This window comes from Streptomyces sp. 2P-4, assembly GCF_030167965.1.
GTDB classification, from domain to species: Bacteria; Actinomycetota; Actinomycetes; order Streptomycetales; family Streptomycetaceae; genus Streptomyces; species Streptomyces globosus_A.
The window spans coordinates 75302-97324 of record NZ_CP095012.1 but is presented as its reverse complement, the minus strand read 5'-3'; the positions used below and the strand labels follow the sequence as shown (position 1 = coordinate 97324).

The 22023-nt window shown below is 74.5% G+C and carries 8 protein-coding genes (1 of these 8 running past the window's edge); 2 read left to right on the top strand and 6 right to left on the bottom strand.

The features are described from left to right. Window positions 1-12: 12 nt before the first annotated feature. From facT to MUK52_RS31205, 6 genes are all read right to left on the bottom strand, one after another. Window positions 13-1692: a factumycin efflux MFS transporter FacT gene (gene facT, locus MUK52_RS31230; protein WP_114059174.1), complete on the bottom strand. Its 1680-nt coding sequence runs from the start codon at window positions 1690-1692 to the stop codon at window positions 13-15. Next, window positions 1689-2432 (bottom strand): TetR/AcrR family transcriptional regulator, encoded by a 744-nt coding sequence (locus tag MUK52_RS31225; RefSeq protein ID WP_246043048.1) that lies wholly within the window; start codon window positions 2430-2432, stop codon window positions 1689-1691. Before MUK52_RS31225 ends, facT begins: the two co-directional genes overlap by 4 nt. Before the next feature lie 129 nt (window positions 2433-2561). Next, a complete protein-coding gene (gene ccrA / locus MUK52_RS31220) occupies window positions 2562-3914 on the bottom strand; it encodes a crotonyl-CoA carboxylase/reductase (protein ID WP_284581829.1) in 1353 nt (450 codons plus the stop codon). A 47-nt stretch (window positions 3915-3961) separates the two neighbouring features. Further along, window positions 3962-4357: a DUF3037 domain-containing protein gene (locus MUK52_RS31215; RefSeq protein WP_114059476.1), complete on the bottom strand. Its 396-nt coding sequence runs from the start codon at window positions 4355-4357 to the stop codon at window positions 3962-3964. Then, window positions 4354-5103, bottom strand: coding sequence for a HipA family kinase (locus tag MUK52_RS31210; RefSeq protein WP_342777158.1), 750 nt, complete (start codon window positions 5101-5103; stop codon window positions 4354-4356). The genes MUK52_RS31215 and MUK52_RS31210 overlap by 4 nt, the downstream gene beginning before the upstream one ends. A gap of 258 nt (window positions 5104-5361) precedes the next feature. Continuing rightward, a complete protein-coding gene (locus MUK52_RS31205; protein ID WP_246043047.1) occupies window positions 5362-6192 on the bottom strand; it encodes a 4'-phosphopantetheinyl transferase family protein in 831 nt (276 codons plus the stop codon). Between the two features lie 325 nt (window positions 6193-6517). Between MUK52_RS31205 and MUK52_RS31200 the strand changes: the two genes are divergently transcribed. Next, window positions 6518-12586 (top strand): beta-ketoacyl synthase N-terminal-like domain-containing protein, encoded by a 6069-nt coding sequence (locus MUK52_RS31200; RefSeq protein ID WP_284581828.1) that lies wholly within the window; start codon window positions 6518-6520, stop codon window positions 12584-12586. Window positions 12587-12641: 55 nt separating this feature from the next. Continuing rightward, on the top strand, window positions 12642-22023 hold the 5' portion of the coding sequence (locus MUK52_RS31195) for an SDR family NAD(P)-dependent oxidoreductase (RefSeq protein WP_284581827.1). 4019 nt of this gene lie beyond the right edge of the window; 9382 of the gene's 13401 nt are visible here — the first part of the coding sequence; it begins with the start codon at window positions 12642-12644; its stop codon lies off the right edge, out of view.

Genomic DNA, 22023 nt, shown 5'->3' with positions numbered 1-22023 from the left:
CGCAGGAGGCGCTCACCGGGCCAGGTCCTCCCGCCGGACGCGGTGGTGCGGCAGGAGCAGGACGAGGGCGGTGACCGGGACGAGGCCACCGGCCGCCCAGTACAGCGTCTCGCTGTAGGTGGACACGAACGTCTTCGCGCGGATCTCGCCGAGCGCACCATTGATCGTATCCCGGGTGCCGTCGTCGGCGCCCTGCACCAGGGTGGAGCAGATGTCCGGAACCTTGGCCAGGTCGTCCTGGCCCAGCGCCTCGGTCGCGCAGTCCTGGAGGTCGGAGGCCTGCCGGGGCGAGACGGACTGCACGGTGGGGACGACGCGTTCGGCCTGCGGCCCGGCGTTGCCCGCGAGGGCCGCGAAGAAGAGGCTGCCGATGACCGCCACACCGAGCGCTGCACCGAGCTGGCCGGTGGCGTTGATGATGCCGGAGGCGGCGCCGGCCTCCTGCGGCTGGACCTCCCTGAGCACCAGCGCAGTCAGCGGGGGCATCAGCATGCCCATGCCGGAGCCGATCAGGAGCATGGACGGGATCGCGTGCCAGGAGGTGATGCCCGTGCCGAAGCGGTCCGCCGCCCAGGCGTAGGAGAGGATCCCCGCGAGCATCAGGACGGCACCGGCGAGCAGGCAGTAGCGGCCGTAGAGCGGTGAGAGCCTGCGGACGGCGAGGCCGCCGACGATCGGGACGCACAGGGAGAACGGGATCGCGGTCAGGCCCGTGTGCAGGGCCGACCAGCCCAGGCCGGCCTGGAGGTAGAGGGTCCAGCTCAGGAAGAAGCCCGCGGGGATGGCGCTGAAGAGGAGCTGCACGCCGATACCGGCGCCGAACGCGCGGACCTTGAACAGGGACAGCGTCACCAGGGGCGAGCCGTCCTTGCGGGTCTTGTGGCGCTCGTAGACCACGAACAGCACCAGGACGGGGGCGGCGGCGACGAGCGAGGCGATGCTCCACACCGGCCAGTCGAGCTCGCGGCCGAGGGTCAGCGGCACCATGAGCAGCAGCAGCCCGACGACGATGAGCAGCATGCCGACCATGTCCAGGCGCTTTGCGTGGGGGGAGCTCGACTCCCGCATCCACTTCGCGGCGCCGATCAGCGCCAGCACGCCCACCGGCAGGTTCACCACGAAGATGCTGCGCCAGCCGAGGTCCAGCGGGCTCCAGCTGATCAGGGCACCGCCGATGAGGGGCCCGGAGACGATGGCCAGGCCGACCATGCTCGCATAGAGGCTGACGACGCGGCCGATCTCCTGGGGGGCGAAGGAGACGTGGATGAGCGCGAGCACCTGGGGCACCATGATGGCGGCCGTGAGGCCCTGGAGCGCGCGGGCGACGACGAGTAAGTCTGTGCTCGGCGCGGCGGCGCACATCGCGGACGCGAGGACGAACCCGCCGACGCCGACCAGGAACATGCGCTTGCGGCCGAAGATGTCGCCGAGCCGGCCGCCGGTGATCAGCAGGACCGCGAAGCTCAGGGTGTAGCCGGCCGTCATCGCCTGGATGGCGAAGGTCGAGGCGCCGAGGTCGCGTTGGATGCTCGGGATGGCCACGGTGATGATGTTGGCGTCGAGCAGGTCCATGAAGGTGGCGACCAGCAGGACTGTCAGCGCGAGCCACCGCTTCGGGTCGGGCTCGGGCGTCTCGGGAGTGGCAGGTGGGCCGGCGGCCGCCGGCTTTTCTGCCTGCCCTGCCTTGTTCATGGGTTCTTCTCCGGTTTCTCGGTCGGGGGTTCGGCGGCGGGTGCCGCGGTGGGTCCGGCAGCGGGTGCGGCTTCGGTGCTGCGGGCGAGTGCAGTCCAGGACTTCATGAGGAGCTCCACGACGTCCACCACGGAGTCCGTGCCGCTGTCTGAGGGGAAGAGCACGCGCTGGATGGACAGCCCGTCGTCCAGCGCGTGCACGATCAGCGCCAGGAGCTCCACAGGCGCCGGTGTGGTCACCCCGCGCGCGGCGAAGCCCTGCTCCAGCGACTGGGCGATCGCGTCCCGCGAGCGGCGCTCGCGGTCCGCCAGCAGGGGGAGCAGCTCCGGGTCGCGCAGTCCGTAGAGCCAGAGTTCGGTGCGCAGGGCGAGCCAGCTGGCGAGGTTCTCGTCGCGACGGCGGTGCCAGGAGCGCAGGTGGTCCAGCATCTCCTCGAAGGTGGCCGCCTCGCGGCTCATCGCCTGGATCTCTTCGAGCTCGTGCTGGGTCCGCTGCTCCAGCAGGGCGAGGACGAGCTCGTGCTTGCCCTCGAAGTTGCCGTAGAAGGCGCCCCGGGTGTACCCGGCGGCCTCGACGATCTGCTCCACCGAGGTTCCGCTGACCCCCTGGCCGGCGAAGAGGGCGGCCGCCGACCGAAGGATCTGCTCGCGGGTGACCTGCCGGCTCTGCTGCCGGGTGAGTCGCTTCGTGATGGTGACCGCCTCCTTGACGCGCTTCCCAGATACAGGACTGTATCCCAATACGGTTCTGTATCTGAAATGCATTCACGGCGGACGGTGGACGGCGGTCGTGCCCCGGGGGCGCGCATGCGAAAGGGCTGCCACCGGTGCCCGAAGGCGCGGTGGCAGCCCGTGGCCGAGCGGCAGGGTTCAGGCGGAGGCCGGCTCCGGGACCCGGAAGCGGTTGATGGCGTCCAGGTGTCGCTCCCGCAGTTCGTGGTCGCGTACGCCCAGTCCCTCCGCGGGCGCGAGCGCGAGGATTCCCACCTTGCCGTGGTGGAGGTTGCGGTGGACGTCGTGGAGGGCCTGGCCGGTCTCCTCCAGCGGGTAGACCTTCGACAGCGTGGGATGGATCCTGCCCCGGGAGACCAGCCGGTTCGACTCCCAGGACTCCCGGTAGTTCGCGAAGTGGGATCCGACGATCTTCTTGAGGGACATCCACAGGTAGCGGTTGTCGTACGCGTGGTGGTAGCCGGAGGTCGAGGCACAGGTGACGATCGTGCCGCCCTTGCGGGTCACGAAGACGCTCGCGCCGAACGTCTCGCGGCCCGGGTGCTCGAAGACGATGTCCACGTCCTCGCCGCCGGTCAGCTCACGGATGCGGCTGCCGAAGCGCTTCCACTCCTTCGGGTCCTGGGTGTGCTCGTCCTTCCAGAACCTGTAGTCCTCGGCGGTCCGGTCGATGATCGCGGTCGCCCCCATCGCCCGGCAGATGTCGGCCTTCTGCGCGCTGGAGACCACGCAGACGGGGTTGGCGCCCCCGTTGAGCGCGAACTGTGTGGCGTACGAGCCCAGTCCGCCGCCCGCGCCCCAGATCAGGACGTTGTCGCCCTGCTTCATGCCCGCGCCGTTGGGGGAGACCAGCTGGCGGTACGCGGTGGAGGCGACCAGCCCGGGTGCGGCGGCTTCCTCCCAGCTCAGATGCCGCGGCTTGGGCATCAGCTGGGTGGACTTCACCAGGGCGATCTGCGCCAGGCCGCCGAAGTTCGTCTCGTAGCCCCAGATGCGCTGCTCGGGGTCGAGCATGGCGTCGTCGTGGCCGTCCGGCGCCTCCAGTTCCACCGAGAGGCAGTGGGCGACGACCTCGTCCCCGGGCCTCCAGGCGCGCACGCCCGGCCCCGTGCGGAGGACGACTCCGGCGAGGTCGGAGCCTATGACGTGGTACGGCAGGTCATGGCGCCTGGTGAGCTCACTGAGCCTGCCGTAGCGCTCCAGGAATCCGAAGGTCGGCAGCGGCTCGAAGAGGGCGGACCAGACGGTGTTGTAGTTGACGGAGGAGGCCATGACGGCCACCAGGGCCTCGCCCGGCCCGAGTTCGGGCACCGGCACCTCGTCCAGGTGCACCGACTTGCGCGGGTCCTTGTCACGGGTGGCGAGTCCGGCGAACAGGTCCGTCTCGTCCTTGTGCAGAGTGACGGCCCGGTACGACTCGGGGAGGGCGAGCGAGGCGAAGTCCTCCGACCGGGCTTCCCCGCTCACGACGGCATCGACAAAGTCCTGCATGTGCTGTCCTCGGTACGGGGCGGTCGGTGGAGGGGGAGGGCGGCGGCTCAGCGCACCAGGCGGTTCATCAGCCGGTCCAGTTCGGCTTCCGGGTCGGCCGTGAGGCCTCCGTGCACCGGTCCGGCCTGGACGACGGCGCTGCGCGGGGCGGTCAGCCAGCCGAACCGGGAGCGCAGCGTGCCGGCGCCGGCCTGGCCGGCCTTCGACTCGCCCGCGCAGATGGCGCGGATCGCCTCGAGGGCGTCGGTGACACCGGTCAAGTCGACCCCGGGGTCCAGGGCGCGCAGGCGTACGGGGTCGATGTGGATCCCGGCCGCGAGGAAGTCGGCCTGCTTGCAGTAGAGCAGTGCGCCCACGTTGACACGCTCGCCGCGGTCCACGCGGGGGACCGCCTGGAGCAGCGCGTAGTCGAAGCCGAGGGAGGGGGAGAGGTGATCGCTCATGCCGCCGACTCCGGCCACCAGTCACGTCCGCCGGCGAGGCGGGCCAGCAGGTATTCGCAATAGCGCGCACGCAGGGTTTGCGGGTCGGCGCCGTTCGTCGAGTGCATGGATTCCAGGAAGTCGTCGGGCACGAGTGCGAGGATCCGCTCCAGCGCCTGCGGCGTCACAAGGGCGGCCAGCTCGGCGTCGAGGCTTTCGAGGGTCGAGGGCTTGAGCGTGGACACCCGCTCGGACAGGACGTGCGAGCCCAGCCCGTAGTCCCGGGTGGCCCAGCCGTCCACCGCCGGCCACGAGTGCTGGAAGATCAGCGCCGCGCCGTGGTCGATCGCCCACAACTGGCGGTGCCAGATCAGCAGGTTGGGGTTGGACCAGGTGCGGTCCACGTTCGCCGTGAGGGCGTCCAGCCAGTAGATGCGGGCGGCCTCCTCGGCCGGCGCCCGCCAGGCGATGCCGTCGTAGCCGACCGAACCGGGCAGGAAGTCCATGGCCAGGTTGGGTCCCGTGCTGGCCTGGAGGAGCTGCTGCACCTCCTGGTCCGGCTCGCGGCGGGCCAGTTCGGCGTCCACATGGAGGAGGACCAGTTCGGGAACCCGGATGCCGAGGTGGCGGCCGAGCTCGCCGACCACGATCTCGGCGACGAGGGCTGCGCTCCCCTGTCCCGCGCCCCGGAACTTGACGACATAAGTGCCGTCGTTGTCGGCCTCGACAATACCGGGAAGTGAGCCGCCCTCGCGAAGGGCCGTCAAAAATTGCGTTCCTTTTACCTCTTGCAGCATGGAGATCACCCTACTGGCGTAGGAGGGGGCCTCCAAGGGTGTGATCGAGTTCCGGCCATTGGACCGGTCGTTCCCCGTCGGGGCGGCCGGACGAGAGGAGGCACGGTATTTGGCTGAATTTCCGCGGAGCCGCAGAGGGGAACCGCACGCGGACCCCGTATTCCGGCCAAGCCCCGATCGTGGCCGGAATGCGCCTTGCGGCCGCCGCGTGCGCCACCGGTCCCCGGGTCACCGCCACCCGGCGGCCGGGTCGGGGGCGGCCGGTACGGCGATCCCGGTCGCCACGTACTCCACGCCCTCCCGGACTACGGTCCGCCAGTGGCCGGTGAAGGTGTCCACCCGGCGGCCGCCGACCACCGGGCCGGGCACGTGCAGGGAGCTGGTGAAGGTGCCCCGCTCCGGATCGGGGGTGATCGTGCAGTCGCTGAAGTCCATCATCCGGCCCAGCAGGGGGAAGCAGGTCTTGTACGTGCTCTCCTTGGCGCTGAACAGCAGCCGGTCCCAGGCCACGGCGGGATGGGACAGGGTGAGGCGGTCCAGCGTGCGCCGCTCGCCGGGTGAGGCCACCATCCTCTCGATGCCCGAGGGCAGCGCGGAGTTCGGCTCGGCGTCGATCCCGACCGCGGCGACCGCTGCGGTCCTGGCCACCGCCGCGGCCCGGTATCCGGGGCAGTGGGTCATGCTGCCCACGACGCCCGCGGGCCAGGCCGGCTCCCCGCCCGGCCCGGGCAGGATCGGCCCGGGCGGCACCCCGAGCCGGGCCAGGGCGGTGCGGGCGCACAGCCGGACGGTGGCGAATTCCCGCCGGCGCCTGTCGATCGCGCGCTTCACCCTGTCCGCTTCCTCCGGGTACAGGTGGATATTCGGAGGGTCTGCGAACAGCTCCACGGTGACGACGCCCGGCAGTGTGCCGACGAGGAGGCCGGACCGCTCGGCGCCGGGGTGCGCGTCGGGCCCCGACCCCGCGCGGCGGCCGCGGGCCGGGCCGTCCGGCCAGGTCGGGCGGGATTTTCGCGCCCCGTGGCGGACATCGGGAATGGGCTCTGCAATTCGTGGCACTGGTGCCCCCTCCGCTTGCGCAACTCGCCATGATCATCCACGATGCATTCTCGTCGGGCCTCGACTTCCGGTGACGGGGAGGGGGCCGATCCGAGGGTAGTTTCAGCGCTCAACCACTTTAGCGGGCGCTGTGCTATACAGGCCTTGGCGTGCGGGTTTCAGGGGTCGAACGGTCCGTGAAACGGGTCCGCCGGCCGGTTTTTCAGCGAATGCATCGGGGGATGTGGATGATTCGGCGCTGTCATTCGTCATGGCCGCTTCCGGGCCAGGACGCGGGTCGGCCGCCGGCGGCCGCCGCGCGTGCCGCAGCCGGACGGCTGCCCCTATGCTGAGCCGCCGGGTCGTCCTGGGCCTTCCCGCGCTCTCCGTCGGCGGACTCTCCGAGAACTGGCTGTTACGCGAGGCAGGCGACCTCCACTGGTCCCTGATCGGCGAGCACTTCGGCCTCCCGGTCGCGGAACTCGCCGACGCCGACGGTGAACGGCTGCTCCCCGCCTTCACCCGAGCCCGCCTGGCCGCGGCCGACTCCCTGCGCTTCTTCACCGAGCACGACGAGGGAGAACTCGCCGGCACCCTCGCCCGGCTCGACGAGCACGCCTTCGTCAGCGACATCCGCTTCACCACGCCCACGACGTCCGTCGACGTCAGGCTCCTGACCTCCTTCGTCCGCCGGGGCGCCGGCAACTGGCTCGTCCCCGGCACCCCGCGCCACGAGGGCCGCGGCCCCGTGGCGGACGCGAGCGCGGAACACCGCGCCTTCCGGAGCGAGTTCCGGGACCTCGCCCGGCTGGAGGACAGTGGCGCCGCCGGCCTCTTCTCCGACACCTACGAGCTGAATCCCTTCGCGGACGTGAATGCGGCAGGCCTGCTCTACTTCGCCTCGTACCCGCACATCAACGACCGCGGCGAGCGCAAGTACGCACGGTCCGCGGTACCCGGCGAGGAGTGGGCCGTCGACGCCGTCACCCTCAGCCGCGACATCGTCTACCTGGGCAACTGCGGCCTGTCCGACGCCGTGCGCTACCGGCTGGACTCCGTCCGGCGGGAGTCGCAGGACCGGGTGGTCCTCACCTCCTCCCTCCTGCGGGAACGCGACGGCCGGCCCCTGGCCCGCCTGGAGACCGTCAAGCGGCTGGTCCGGCCCGAGGCGTTCACCGCGCTCACGGGCGACCGCCCCGCCGCGGCCGCCACGACCGGGTCCGCACCCCCTTCCGCCGCCCCCGGCTCCGAACCGCCGCGCGCCGCCCTGCCCGAAGACCTCGAAGCCCGGCTCCTGGCCGTGATGGAGACGGTGCTCGGCGCGCCCGCGGGCTCGCTGACCGCGGACGACGACCTCCGCCCGCACGGACTGGACAGCCTGGCCCTGTCCGAGGCAGCCGTACGGGCCGAGGACGAGGTCGGCTGCGAGATCGATCCCAGCACCCTGTTCCAGGCGTTCACCGTCACCGCCATGGCGCGCGTCCTGCGCGGCGGACGACCGGGTGCGGCCGAAGCCGCGCAGGCGCCGCCGGCCGCAGCGGCGCCGCCGGCCGTACCGTCGGCCGAGAGTCCCGCCGCCGTGCCGATCGCCGTGATCGGCATGGCCGGCCGGTTCCCCGGCGCGCCGAGCGTGCCCGAACTGTGGGACCTCCTGGGCCGCGACGAGGACGCCGTCCGCGACATTCCCGCGGACCGCTGGAACGCGGCGGAACACCCCGGCCTGATCGGCAGGGCGGCCCTGCTCGACGACATACGCGCGTTCGACCACGAGTTCTTCGCCATCAGCCCGCGGGAAGCCGCCCTGATGGACCCCCAGCAGCGGCTGCTGCTGGAGACCGTGTGGGCGACAGCGGAGGACGCCGGATGCGACCCGGCCTCGCTGGGCGGCACCCGCACCGGCGTCTACGCGGGCGTGTGCCACTCCGACTACGCCGCGCTCGTCGCCCGGCACGCCGGGCGGGACGAGCCCCACCTGAGCGTCGCGGTCTCACCCTCCCTCGTGGCCAACCGCGTCTCGTACGCCCTCGGCCTGCGCGGGCCCAGCGTCGCCGTGGACACCCTCTGCTCCTCGTCCCTCGTCGCCGTCGCACAGGCCGTGGCCGCGCTGCGCGCCGGCGAGTGCGACCAGGCGTTCGCGGGCGGCGTCAACGTCCTGTGCGACCCCGCCCGGCACCACGCCTACCAGCGCACCGGCGTCCTGAGCCCGCGGGGCCGCTGCCACACCTTCGACGACACCGCGGACGGATACGTCCGCGGCGAGGGCGTCGCCGCCCTGCTCCTCAAGCCGCTGGACCGGGCGCTGGCCGACGGCGACCGCGTGCACGCGGTGATCCGCGGCGCGGCCGTCAACCACGGCGGGCAGGCCCGGTCCTTCACCGCGCCCAACCCTGACGCGCAGGCCGACCTGCTCGTCACCGCCTACAACGAGGCGGGCGTCGACCCGCGCACGATCGGCTACATCGAGGCGCACGGCACCGGAACACGCCTGGGAGACCCGATCGAGGTCTCCGGCATCGTCGCGGCGTTCGAGCGGCTCTACACGCAGTGGGGCCACGCACGCCCCACCGAGCCGCACTGTGCGGTGGGCTCGGTCAAGACGAGCATCGGCCACCTGGAAGCCGCCGCCGGAATCGCCGGCCTGATCAAGGTGATCCTGGCGATGAGGCACCGCACGCTGCCGGCCGCGCGCAACCTGGACCGCCCCAACCGGATGATCAAACTTGACGGCACCCCCTTGCGCCTCCAGCGCGAACGCGGCGCCTGGAAGCCGCCCGTGGGCGGCGGCCCCCTGCGGGCCGGGGTCAGCTCCTTCGGGATGGGCGGTACCAACGCGCACGTGGTCCTGGAAGAGGCCCCCCGGCCGGCGGCGGCCCCGGCCACGGGCTCGGCTGTGGTCGTGCCCGTCTCCGCGAGGACCCCGCAGGCTTTGCGGGAGGCCGTGGCCCGCCTGCTGGAGGCAGTCCGCTCCCCGGACGCCCCGCCGCTCGCGTCGATAGCGCGGACCCTGATCACCGGGCGTGCGGCACTGCCGTACCGCGTCGATGTCGAGGCCCGCGACCTCCGTGGACTCGCCGCGGGCCTCGCCGCGGTGCTCGACACTCCGACGGACGCCCCCGTGAACGGGCAGTGCGAAGGGGCGGGGCCGGCCCGGACCGCCCCGGACACACCGCCCGTCTCGCTGCCGACCTACCCCTTCGCCCGCGACCGGCACTGGGTCGCACCCGTACCAGGCGGTGAACTCCTCACCGCCGAGTGGGCCGACGCACCGGCGCCGGACACCGCCGACACCGGCCGGCTGCTGGTGGTCGCCACCGACCGGGAACTGGCCCGCAAGGTGCTCGGGGAACGCGCCCTCGTGCACGTCCCCGGGGATCCCGTTCCCGCACTGGCCGGCCTCGGCGGGATCGTCGACCTCGTCGACTGGTCCGCCCCCGGCACCCTCGTCACCGAGCGCATCGGCCTGCTGCAGCGGACGCTCACCGCGAACCCCCGCGTCGGGCTGCGGTGCGTCCACGTCAGCGGCGCCGAACGCTCCGCGCTCGCTGGCTTCTACCGCTCCCTGTCCGGTGAGTTCCCGGCCCTCCACGGCCGCACCGTCCGCGTCGACGGCGGCACCGCCGAACTCGCCGCCGCCGTCCGCGCCGAGACCGCCGCCGTGGACCGGGAGACGGAGATCCGCTACGAGGGCACCGGCCGCCGCCGGCCCGTGGCCGCCTTCGCGCCGGTCAGGACCGGCGAGGACCTGCTCGCCGGCGTCGGCCGCGGCGGCGCGGTGCTCATCACCGGCGGTCTCGGCGGCATCGGCCTGCGCCTCGCCGCCCACCTCGCCGACCGGGGGGCCCGCCACATCGTGCTCGTCGGGCGTTCCCGGTTGCCGGTCCGCAACCAGTGGGCCGCCCTCGTCGCCGCACCCGCCACCGACCCGGCCCTGCGGGAGCGCCTCACCGTGCTGCTCGCCCTCGTCGAGCGGGGGGTGACGCTGACCGTGCGGACCGACGCCTTGGACGACGTCGCCTCCCTGAGGCGGCTGATCGGCAGGGTCAGGAAGCAGGCCGGCGGCATCGACACCGTCTTCCACTGCGCGGGGGTCATGGACCCGCCCACGTCGTTCCTGTCCCGTACACCCGAGGAGATCTCCCGGGTGCTGCGGCCCAAGAGCGAGGGGCTGCGGGTGCTGTGGGCGGCGCTCGGACCCACGCCGCCCCGGCTCATGGTGCTGTTCTCCTCCGTGGCGGGCGCGGTGCCGTCCCTCGCCGCGGGCCATCTGGACTACGCGGCGGCGAACGGGGTGCTGGACGACTTCGCCGCCGCCCACGACACCGGCGCCTCCGGCTGCACGGTGCGCGCCCTGCGCTGGCCCCTGTGGCGGGGCGTGGGCATGGGCCGGGAGCGTACGAGTGCCGGCGGCGGCCTCGGCATCCCCGACCTCGGCGCCGACGACGCGCTGGACCTCCTCGACCTGGCCCTGCGGGTGCCCGGCGACCCCGTCCTCCTGCCCTGCCGGGTGGAGCGCACCGCCCTGGCAGCCGACGAGTTGTTCCTGGCCCCGCAGCGCGGTGTGCAGGCGCGGCCCGCTCAGGCCCCGGCCGAGGCAGCGTCCGACGCAGTGGCCGTACCGGCCGGGACCTCGCCGGCGGAGAACCCATCCGCCCGGGCCGTGCCGGCCGACGGGACCGCACCGGCGGCGCCGCAGGACTGGCTGTACCCCGTCGTCGCCCGCACCACCAAGGTCGACCCCGGCCTGCTGGCCGCCGACACCGTGCTCGGTGACATCGGTGTGGACTCGCTGCTGATGGCGGAACTCGTACGGGACCTGGAGGAGGTCCTCGGCCGCCCGGTCGATCCCAGCCTCCTCCAGGAGCACCCCACGCTCGGCGGCCTCGCCGCCGCGCTCGGCACACCCCCGGCCGAGGCCGTACCCGGACCGGCCGGCCCGCCCGCCCCCGCGGCGCCGGTACGGCCGTCCCCGACCGCCGCACCGGCACCGGCACCGGCACCGGCACCGGCACCGTCCCCGGACGGGCGGCCGACACCCATCGCGGTGATCGGCATGGGCTGCCGCCTGCCGGGGGCGCCCGACCCGGCGCGGTTCTGGGAGGCCCTGCTCGCCGGCCGCGACCTCGTGACCGAGGTGCCGGCCGACCGCTGGGACACCGCCTCCCTCTACAGCCCGGGCGGCGAACCGGGGCGCAGCACGAGCAGGTGGGGCGGATTCCTCGACGACGCCGCCCTGTTCGACCCGGACTTCTTCGGATTCGACGCCGAGACGGCCCGCCACCTCGACCCGCTGGCGCGCAAGGCGCTGGAGGTGTCCGTGGAAGCGCTGCGGGACGCCGGGTACCGCGAGGACGAGGTACGGGGAGGAGCCGTCGGCGTCTTCGTCGGCACGCGCACGGGCAACCACCGCGCGCACCTGCAGCCCCCGCTGCGGTCCTACATCGCCGGCGTGAACCAGAACTTCGTCGCCGCCCACATCTCGCACTTCCTGGACCTGACGGGGCCGAACCTCGTGGTCGACAGCGCGTGTTCCTCGTCGCTGGTCACCATCCACCTCGCCGCCCGGAGCCTGGCATCCGGGGAGTCGTCAATGGCCCTGGCCGGAGGCGTGGACCTGCTGTTCGACGAGGAGCCCTACCTCATGCTGAGCGCCGGCAAGGCGCTGTCGCCCACCGGCCGCTGCCGCACCTTCGACGAGTCCGCCGACGGCCTCGTGCCGGGCGAGGGCGCCGGGATGGTGCTCCTCAAGCGCCTCGACGACGCCCTGCGAGACGGGGACCGGGTACTGGCCGTCATCGAGTCCTCGGGCGTGAACAACGACGGCCGGACCATGGGGCACACCACGCCGAACGGACGCGCCCAGCGCGCCCTGATCTCCGACGTGCTGACGCGCGCCGGAGCGGACGCCCGCACCGTCGGCTACGTCGAGGCCCACGGCACCGGCACGGTGATCGGCGACCCGATCGAGCTCCAGGCCCTGACCGCCGTGCACCGGGCGTACACCGAGGACCGCGGCTACTGCGGCATCGGCAGCGTCAAGAGCTCGATCGGACACACGCTCAGCGCCGCGGGCGTCGCCGGATTCGTCAAGGCGGTCCAGATCCTGCGGCACGGCCGGATCCCGCCCACGCTGCACTGCCACCGGCCGAACCCGCGGTTCGCCTTCGCCGACTCGCCCTTCTACCCGGTCACCCGGGTGACGGACCTGCCGGCCGGGAGCCGGGTGGCGGTCAGCGCCTTCGGCTTCGGCGGCACCAACGCCCACGTCCTGCTGGGCCCCGGGACCCCCGGGGAACCGGGACGGCCACCGCTTCCCCGGCCCGCCTACCGGCGCCGCAGGTTCTGGCGCCTGCCCGCGGTGCCCGGACCGGCCCCCGCACCGGTCCGTTCGGCCCGGCTCGACCTGACCTTCCCGTAACCCGGCGCGGCCCGGCCCCCACGCCCCCGCATCGCCGACCACCAGGAGAGAACACGTGGACCGTAGGTCCGTTCGCTGTGCCCTGCACCTGAAGCGGGACAACCCGATCGTCGACGACCACCGGGTCCACGGGGTGCGAACCCTGCCGGGCGTCACCTTCCTCGACATCGTCCACCGGATGCTCGCCGCCCGGGACATCCCCCTGGACCGCGCCGAGCTGAGCGACGTGCTGTTCGTCGAGCCGGTGGTCACCGCGGACTCGTTCGACCGTGAGCTGACCGTCGAGGCCACACCCGACGGCGCCGTCCTCCGGGTGACGGCGACCAGCCGCCGGCTGCGCGACGGACAGCCGGTCGACGACAGCGCGACCACCCACCTGCGCGCCACCCTGCGCACCGACCTGCCCCCGCTCACCGGGGCCGCCGAACCCCAGCCGTCCGACGGGGCGCCGCGTGACGTCGACACGGTCTATGCCACCGGCCGGTCGGCCGGCATCGAGCACCGGGCGTTCATGCGCTGTACCGGAACCCTGCGCGCCACGGCGGACCGGGTCCGCGCCGAGATCGCGCTGGGAGACGAGGCGCGGAGCACGGCGGGGGACTTCCTGCTGCACCCCGCCCTGCTCGACGGCTCGACCATGCAGGCGTACGCGCTCGCCTTCGACGGGCCGAACGGGGACGGGCGTCCCCTCATCCCCCTGCACATCGGCTCCTTCCGCGCCGCACGCGCCCTCGGGGACGCCTGCACCGTCGACCTGCGCATGCACCCGGCCGGAGCAGGCGCCGGGGACGACGTGGTGAAGGCCGACATCGAACTGCACGACGCCTCGGGCGCGTTGGCCGCCCGGTTCACGGACCTGACCTTCAAGCGGGTCCGCTCCGCCGCCGCGATCACCCGGCTTGCCGCCGAGTGGCCCGAGCCGGCCCCGCAGGCTGCGGCCGGAGCCGTCCACGCGCAGGCAGCCGTCCCCATGCAGGCAGCCGCCATCGCCCCGGCCGCCGTCCCCGTCCGGCCCGAAAGCTCTGCGGAGCCGGCCCCCGCGGACGCCGCACCGGCGGACCTCCGGGCCGAGGTGGTCGAGCTGGTCCGCCGGGCCGCCGGCGACCCCGCCCTGGCGGTCGAGGGAGACCGGGGCTTCTACGACCTCGGCCTGGACTCCTCCCACCTGCTCACCCTGGTGCGGCTGTTCGAAGAGCACTGGGACATCGCGCTCTACCCGACCCTGCTGTTCGAATACCCGACCGTCGACGCGGTCACCGCCCACCTCGCCGGACTGCTGCCCGCCGAGCGGGCCGCACGCCCGGCCTCCCCCGCAGCCGCGGCGGACACCCCCGCGCGGACCCACTGCCTGACCGGCCTGTGGCAGGCGGCGCCGCGTCCTCCCGCGCCGGCCGCCGGACCCCTGCTGGTCATCGGCGACCAGCCGGTGCGGGCCGACCAGATCACCGTCCGGCGCGGCCCCGCCTTCCGCCGGACCGGCCCCCGCTCCTACGAGCTGCGCCCCGCCGAGACCGGGGACCTCAGGCTGCTCCTCGCCGACCTCGCCGGGCAGGGCGCGGCGTGGGAAGGCGTCCTGCACGCCGCCGACCGGGACGCCACCGGCCTCTCCGGGGCCGTCCAGTCCGCCTGCGCAGAGGTGCTCGCCCTGGCCCAGGTCCTCGCCGACCGCCCGGTCCCCGTCGTGCACGTGGGGCCGGGCCCCGTGGCCGCCGCCGTCGCCGGACTGGCCCGCACGGTGCGCCTGGAGCAGCCCAGCCTCGCGATCACCGCCGTCGAGTCCGACGGCCCCGCCGACGCGGACGCCCTGCTCGCGGAGTTCGCCGGCCACGGGGAGTCCTGGGTACGGCACGCCCCCGACGGCCGCCACGTCCGCCGCTACCGCGACGCCGACCTCGGCCCGGCGGCCCCCGTCCGGCCCGGCGGCGTCTACCTGATCACCGGAGGTGCGGGCGGCATCGGCCGGCAACTCGCCGCCCGGCTGACCGCGCGGGGGGCCGTGCCCGTCCTCACGGGGCGCTCGCCCCGCCCGGAGTCCGACGGCTCCTACATCCCGGCCGACATCACGGTGCCCGCCGAGGTCGACGCCCTGATCAGCGGCATCCTCGAACGGTACGGCCGCCTGGACGGCGTCGTGCACGCGGCCGGCGTCCTGCGCGACGGGCTGTTCCCCGCGAAGCCCGCCGCGGACCTCGACGCGGTCCTCGCGCCGAAGGTGCGCGGCGCCGTGCTGCTGGACGAGGCCACCCGCCACCTGGACCTCGACTTCTTCGCCCTGTTCTCCTCGGTGACAGGCGTCGCGGGCAACGCGGGGCAGAGCGACTACGCGGCCGCCAACGCGTTCCTCGACGCCTACGCCCGCGACCGCGGACTGCTCTCCTTCGCCTGGCCGCTGTGGGCCGAGGGCGGCATGCGCACGGACGCCGCCGCCGAAGCCCTGTTCGCCCGGCAGGGCCAGGTCCCGCTGCCGACCGCGGCCGGGCTGGACGTGTTCGAGCGGGCCCTCGGCCTGGCGGGTACGGAGCTGGTCGTGCTCCACGGCGACCCGGAGCGGGCCCGCGGGGCTCTCGGCCTCGCCCCCGCCGCCGCCCCGCCGGACGCCACGCCCGCCGGTGCCCCCCGGCCCGACGCCGTACCCGCCGACGCCGCCGCCCCGCGGCCCGCCCGGACCGGCGGCGCGCCGGAGGCCGGCGACCCGGACATCGCCGTGATCGGCGTCGCCGGCCGCTACCCCATGGCCGAGGACCTCGACCGGTTCTGGAGCAACCTCGCCGCCGGCCGGGACTGCGTCACCGAGATCCCTGCCGACCGCTGGGCCCCGGAGGGCTTCTACCGGCCCGACCGCTCCGACGGCCACTCCTACAGCAAGTGGGGCGGATTCCTGGAAGGCATCGACGAGTTCGACCCCGGCTTCTTCCGGATCACCCCCCGCGAGGCCGCGGGGATGGACCCGCAGGAGCGCCTGTTCCTCCAGACCTCCTGGCACGCCCTGGAGTCCGCCGGCCTCACCCGCGCCGACGTGGCCGGCCGCATGGTCGGCGTCTTCGCCGGAGTGATGTTCAACCAGTACCAGATGCTCGGGCTCGGCGCCGAGGACCGGCTTCCCGTCCTGCCGACGTCTTTCTCCTCCGCCGTGGCCAACCGCGTATCCGCCTTCCTCGACCTGCGCGGCCCCAGCCTGGCCCTGGACACCATGTGCTCCTCCTCCCTCACCGCGCTGCACCTGGCCTGCGAGAGCCTGCGGTCCGGGGAGAGCGAGCTCGCGCTGGCGGGCGGGGTGAACCTGATCGTCCACCCGTACAAGTACCTGCACCTGAGCCAGGTCGGCTTCGTGTCCTCCGACGGCCGGTGCCGCGCCTTCGGCGCCGGCGGCGACGGTTACGTACCCGGCGAGGGCGTCGGGGCCGTCGTGCTGAAGCCGCTCGCCCGCGCCCTGGAGGACGGCGACCGCGTCCTCGCGGTGATCAAGGGCAGCGCCGTCAACCACGGCGGGCGCGCCGGCGGGTTCTTCGTCCCCAACCCCGCGGCCCAGGCCGACGTGGTGCGCCGCGCCCTGGCCCGGGCGGGCGTGGATCCCGCCTCCGTCGGCTACGTCGAGGCGCACGGCACGGGCACCTCCCTCGGAGACCCCATCGAGATCACGGCCCTCTCCCAGGCCTACGGCGGCGGCGGCGCGCGGCCCCGGATCGGCTCCGTGAAGTCGGGCATCGGACACCTGGAGTCGGCCGCGGGCATCGCCGGACTGACCAAGGTCCTCCTCCAGCTGCGCCACCGCACCCTGGTCCCCTCCCTGCACGCCGATCCGGCCAACCCGTCCGTCGACTGGGCCGCCACAGGCCTGCGCGTCCAGCGCGAGAGCGCGCCGTGGCCCGTCCCGGCCGCGGGCGGGCCGCGCCGCGCCGGCATCAGCGCGTTCGGCGCCGGCGGTTCCAACGCCCATGTCGTCGTCGAGGAGTTCCCGCAGCCGGCACCGCCCGCCGACGACCCCTCCACCGCCGGACCGCAGGTGGTGCTGCTCTCCGCCCGCACCCCGCAGGCGCTGCGCGAGCTCGCCGAGCGGTACGCGGAGGCGACGGCGGGAGACCCGCTCGACGCACTGGCCGCCGTGGCCGAAGCGGCCGCCCTCACCGGCGCCGACCCGGAGGCCGAGCTGGACGAACTCGGCCTGGACGTCGCCGACCTGCGCCGGCTCTCGCGCGTCCTCGCCGACCGGTTCCCCGGACGGGCCCCTCACGTGGACGCACGTTCCACCCTCGCCTCTCTCGCCGAGGCCGTCTCGGCGGGCGCCGCAGGGGGAGCCCCGCTGGCCGACATCGCGTACACGACGCAGATCGGCCGGGAAGCCCTGGAGGAGCGGCTCGCCGTGGTCGCGTCCGACACGGCCGGATTCCGCACCGCCCTCCGGGCCTTCCTCGCCGGCTCGCCGGCACCGGGTCTCCACCGCGGCACCGTCACCGGGCAGCACACCGCTCCCGGCCCGCTCGCGGCGGACGCGCTCCCGGCCGACCCGTCCGCGTGGGCGCGCAGCTGGGCGGCGGGCGGCGCGCCCGACTGGCGGGCCCTGCACCGGGGTCGGCAGCCGCGCAAGGCGGAGCTGCCGCAGTACCCGTTCGCCCGCGTGCGGTGCTGGGTCGACGTACCGGCCCCGCAGTCGGCCGGCCCCGCATCCCCCGGGACCGCCCCGAAGCCCGACGCAGAGCCGCTCCCGCTGGACGTGCCCGCCTGGGAAGCCGTTCCGGCACCCGCCGCGCCGCCGGTTCCGGACGGCCCCGTCGTGGTGCTCCACGCGCCCGCCCGTGCGGGCCTCGCCCGCGAGCTGGCCGCCCGCCACCCGGGCGCGGTCCTCGCCGAACTCGGCACCCCGATCCGGGTGACACCCCGACTGGTCTACATCCTGACCGGGCCCACCGAACCCGCCGACACCTCCCTGAACGAGGCCGAACGCGTCGCGCGCGCCGAGGACGCGGGAGTCAAGGCCCTCGCCCCGTACGCCAGGGCCTGGTCCCGCGCGCACACCCTCGACTGGGTGGTCGTCACCACCGGGGCCGCTGCCCCGCCCGGCCGCACCGTCACCGACCCCTACGGCGCCGCCGTCACCGGCTTCGCCCGGGTCATGGAGAACGAGCACCGCGGCTGGTCCGTCGCCTGCGTCGACCTCGACCCCGCCCACCCCTCCGCCGCCCTCCTGGCGCCCGGACCCCGCGGAACCCGCGTCGCGTACACCGGAACCGTCCGCCACGTCCAGATCCTGCGGCCCGCCCCCGACGCCGACGGACCCGTCCCGCTGCGCCGCGGCGGCACCTACGTGATCGTCGGAGGCGCCCGGGGCATCGGCCTGGCCATCGCCCGCCGCCTCGCCGAGGACTGGGACGCCCACGTGGTGCTCGTCGGCCGCAGCCGGTTCGACGGCGCCGACCTCGGCGACCGGATCCGCTACGCCCGCGCCGACGCCACCGACCCCGGCCGACTGGCTGCCGTCCTCGACGGCGCCGGCCCGGTGCACGGCATCATCCACGCGGCACTGGTACGGCGCGACCGGCTGGTACGCGACCTCACGGACAGCGACCTCGCCCACAGCCTCGCGGCCAAGTCCGGCGTCGCCGCGGCCCTCGTCGACGCCCTGCGCGGACGGAACCCGGACTTCCTCGTGTTCTTCTCCTCCGCCCAGTCCTTCCTCGGCGACCCCGGCCTCGCCAACTACGCCGCCGGCTCGACCTTCCTCGACGCCTACGCCCACGCGCTCGACGCCCGCCTGCCCTACCCGGTGCGCGCCGTCGACTGGGGCTTCTGGGGCACCGTCGGGGCCGTCGCCGACGACACCCACCGGGAACGCCTGACCGCGGCCGGATTCCGGTCCATCACCCCCCGGGCGGGCTTCGCCGCGCTCGTCGAGACGCTCCGGGGGGCGGCGCCCCAGAGCGTCGTCGTGCCCGGTACGGACGCCCTGCGCGCGCGCATGGCAGCGGACAGGGAAACGGAGAGCACCGACGTGACGCCCCCCAGCGGTCGGCCCAACGCCGCCGACCTGCGCGTCGTGGAGGACTTCCACGCGCTCGACCGGCAGATGACCCGCATCGCGGGCGGGGCCCTGCTCGCCCTGCTGGACGGCCTTGGTGCATGGAACGGACCCGATCCCGACGCGGACGAGGTCCTGCGCCGGGTGGGTGTCACCCCCCGGTACGAGCGCCTGCTGCGCACCCTGCTCGACGCGCTCGTGGACGACAACCTGCTCATGCCGCACGCCGGACGCCTGCGCCCTGCGGCGGACGCCCTGGCCGCCGCCCGCCTCGGCGGCCACCTCGGACAGCTCGCCGACCTCGCAGCCGCGCACCCCGAGTCCGCGGTCTTCGTACGGCTCCTGGCCCTGTGCCTGGAGCACTATCCGGAACTGCTGCGGGGCGAACTCCTCGCCACCGACCTGCTCTTCCCGTCCTCCGGCACCTCGCTCATGGAACGCGTCTACCGCGGCAACCCCATCAGCGACCTCTACAACGACCTGCTCACCGGCCGCCTCGTCGCCGATGTCGAGGAACGCCTCAGCGTCCTGCCCGCCGGCGCGGCCGTCCGCATCCTGGAGGTGGGTTCGGGCACCGGCGGCACCTCCGCCGGACTCCTGCGCGCCCTCGCGCCGTACGGCAGCCGGATCGAGTACTGGTACACCGACCTGTCGGTGACCTTCCTCGCCCACGGCCGGCAGGAGTTCGGCACGCCGTACCCCTTCGTACGGTTCAAGCGCCTCGACCTCGACACCGACCCCGTCGGCCAGGGCTTCGACGAGGGCGGCTTCGACTTCGTGGTCGGCGCGAACGTCCTGCACGCCACCTCGGACGTCGGCCGTGCCCTGCGCCACCTGCGCAGGGTCCTGCGCACCGGCGGCGAGCTGCTCCTCAACGAGCTGACGACGGTCACCCTGTCCGGCACGCTCACCTACGGGCTGTTCGACGGCTGGTGGGCCCACGGCGACACCGGCCTGCGCCTGCCCGGCTCGCCGCTCCTGGACGTTCCCGGCTGGACCGGTGTGCTCCGCGAAGCCGGGTACGAGACGGTGGCGGCCTCGCCGGACCCGGCTTGGACCACGCACAACTTCCAGCACATCCTGGCGGCGCGGGCAGCGGCCGGCGCCCCCGTGCCCGCCGCACGTACGGCGGGGACCGCGCAGGCCGACGCAGCCGCGCCGGCCACCGGGGCCGCAACGACCGCATTCACGGACACGCTGCTCGCCCTGGCGTCGGACGCCTCGGGCATCCCCGTCGGCGAACTCGACCTCGACCGGCAGATCGGCGACTACGGCTTCGACTCGGTCAGCTACAACCTCCTCGCCAGCCGGCTCGGCGAGGCCTTCGGCCTGGACGTGACCCCGGCGCTGTTCTACGAGACCCCCACCCTGAGGGCGCTCGCCGACCGGCTCGCGCGAGACCACCGCGCGGCACACCCCGCCGCGACGCCCCCCGCCGCGACGCCGGCCGTCCCGGCACCGCCCGCCGCGCCGGCCCCGGAGGACCGGGCCGCCGAGCCCCCGGGGGCGCGCCCCGCCGGCCCCGAGGCGATCGCCGTCGTCGGAATGAGCGGGCGGATGCCCGGCAGCGCCGACCTCGACGCCTTCTGGGAGCACCTGGTGGCAGGGGACGACCTCGTCACCGCCGTTCCCGCCGACCGCTGGGACCCCCGTGCCCTCCCGGAAGGGGTGCACGCCGCCCGCGGCGGCTTCATCCACGACGTCGACCGCTTCGACCCCCTCTTCTTCGGCATCTCCCCGCACGAGGCCGAGGGCATGGACCCCCAGCAGCGGCTGGTGCTGGAAGGGGTCTGGACGGCGCTGGAGGACGCCGGTCTGGCACCGGGCAGCCTCGCCGGACGCGACGTCGGACTGTTCGTCGGCGCGGGGTCGAGCGACTACGACGAGATCCGCAGGGCCTGCGGCCTGCCCGTCGACGCGCACGCCGCCACCGCCACCGCGCACTCCATCCTCGTCAACCGGGTCTCCTACCACCTCGACCTGCACGGCCCGAGCGAACCGGTGAACACCGGCTGCTCCAGCTCCCTGGTCGCCATCCACCGGGCCGCCGAGTCCATCCGCTCAGGCGAGTGCGACATCGCCGTGGCCGGCGGGATCAACCTCGTGCTGTCCCCGCACAACCACGTCCTCCTCAGCAGCACGGGCATGCTGAGCCCGACCGGGCGGTGCAGGACCTTCGACTCCCGCGCGGACGGGTTCGTGCGCGGCGAGGGCTACGGGTTCGTGGTGCTCGCCCGCGCCGAGGCGGCCCGGGGCCGCACGGTCCGCGCCTGGCTGCGCGGCAGCGCCGTCAACCACGGGGGCCGGGCCCGGTCCCTGACCGCCCCCAACCCGGCCGCTCAGGCGGCGATGATCGTACGGGCCCACGAGCGCGCCGGGACCGACCCGGCCACCCTGGGCTACCTGGAGGCGCACGGCACCGGCACGCAGCTCGGCGACCCGGTGGAGGTCAACGGCCTGCGACTGGCCTTCGACGCACTGCCGATCCGCCCGGGGACACCTCCGCCCGCCGCACCGTACTGCGCCCTGGGAGCGGTCAAGGCCAACATCGGACACCTGGAGTCCGCCGCCGGCGCCGCCGGAGTGATCAAGGTGCTCCTCGCGATGGAGCACGGCGTGCAGCCGCCGCTTGCCGGACTGCGGGAGCACAACCCGCACCTGCGGCTCGACGGCAGCCCCTTCGAGCTGCTCCGTTCGGCGCGGGCCTGGCCGCGGCCGGCCGCCGGGCCGCGCCGCGCGGGCGTCAGCTCCTTCGGCTACGGAGGCGTCAACGCCCACGTCGTCCTGGAGGAGGCGGAAGCCGCGCCCGAGGTGCGGCGGACGGACGGCCCATGGGTGTTCCCGCTGTCCGCCCGCACCCCGCAGGCCCTCCGCCGGTACGCGGCGGCACTGCGCGGAGCCGTCGAACGGGCCGACCGGACACCGGAACTGGCCGACGTGGCCCACACCCTCCAGCACGGCCGCGACGCCATGGCCGAGCGGCTCGCGGTCACGGCCGCCGACCGGCCCACGCTCGTCGCCGCCCTCCGGGCCGCCGCCGACGGCAAGGACCACCCGGCGCTGGCCCGGCCCTCCGGGGGGACGGACGCCGACCGCTGGGTGTCCGGGGACGCCGTGGACTGGCCGGCGGGCGGAGTGGCGATCCCGCTGCCCACCTATCCCTTCGAACGCCGCCGGTGCTGGGTCGCCCCCGCTGCCGCCCCGTCGGCACAGGCCCCGGTCCCGGCCGCAGCCCCGGCCCCGGCGGGCACGGACGCGGTGCCGGCGGTCCCGTCCGGGCCCGGCGTGTACGTTCCGCGCCGGCAGCCGGTCGCCGACACGGCCCTGCGCGGACCGGTCACCGGCCCGGTCTGGCTGCTCGGAGCAGCCGACCTGCCGGGGGACGACGTCCACCGGATCGGCGCGGCACCGCTGGAGTCGCTGC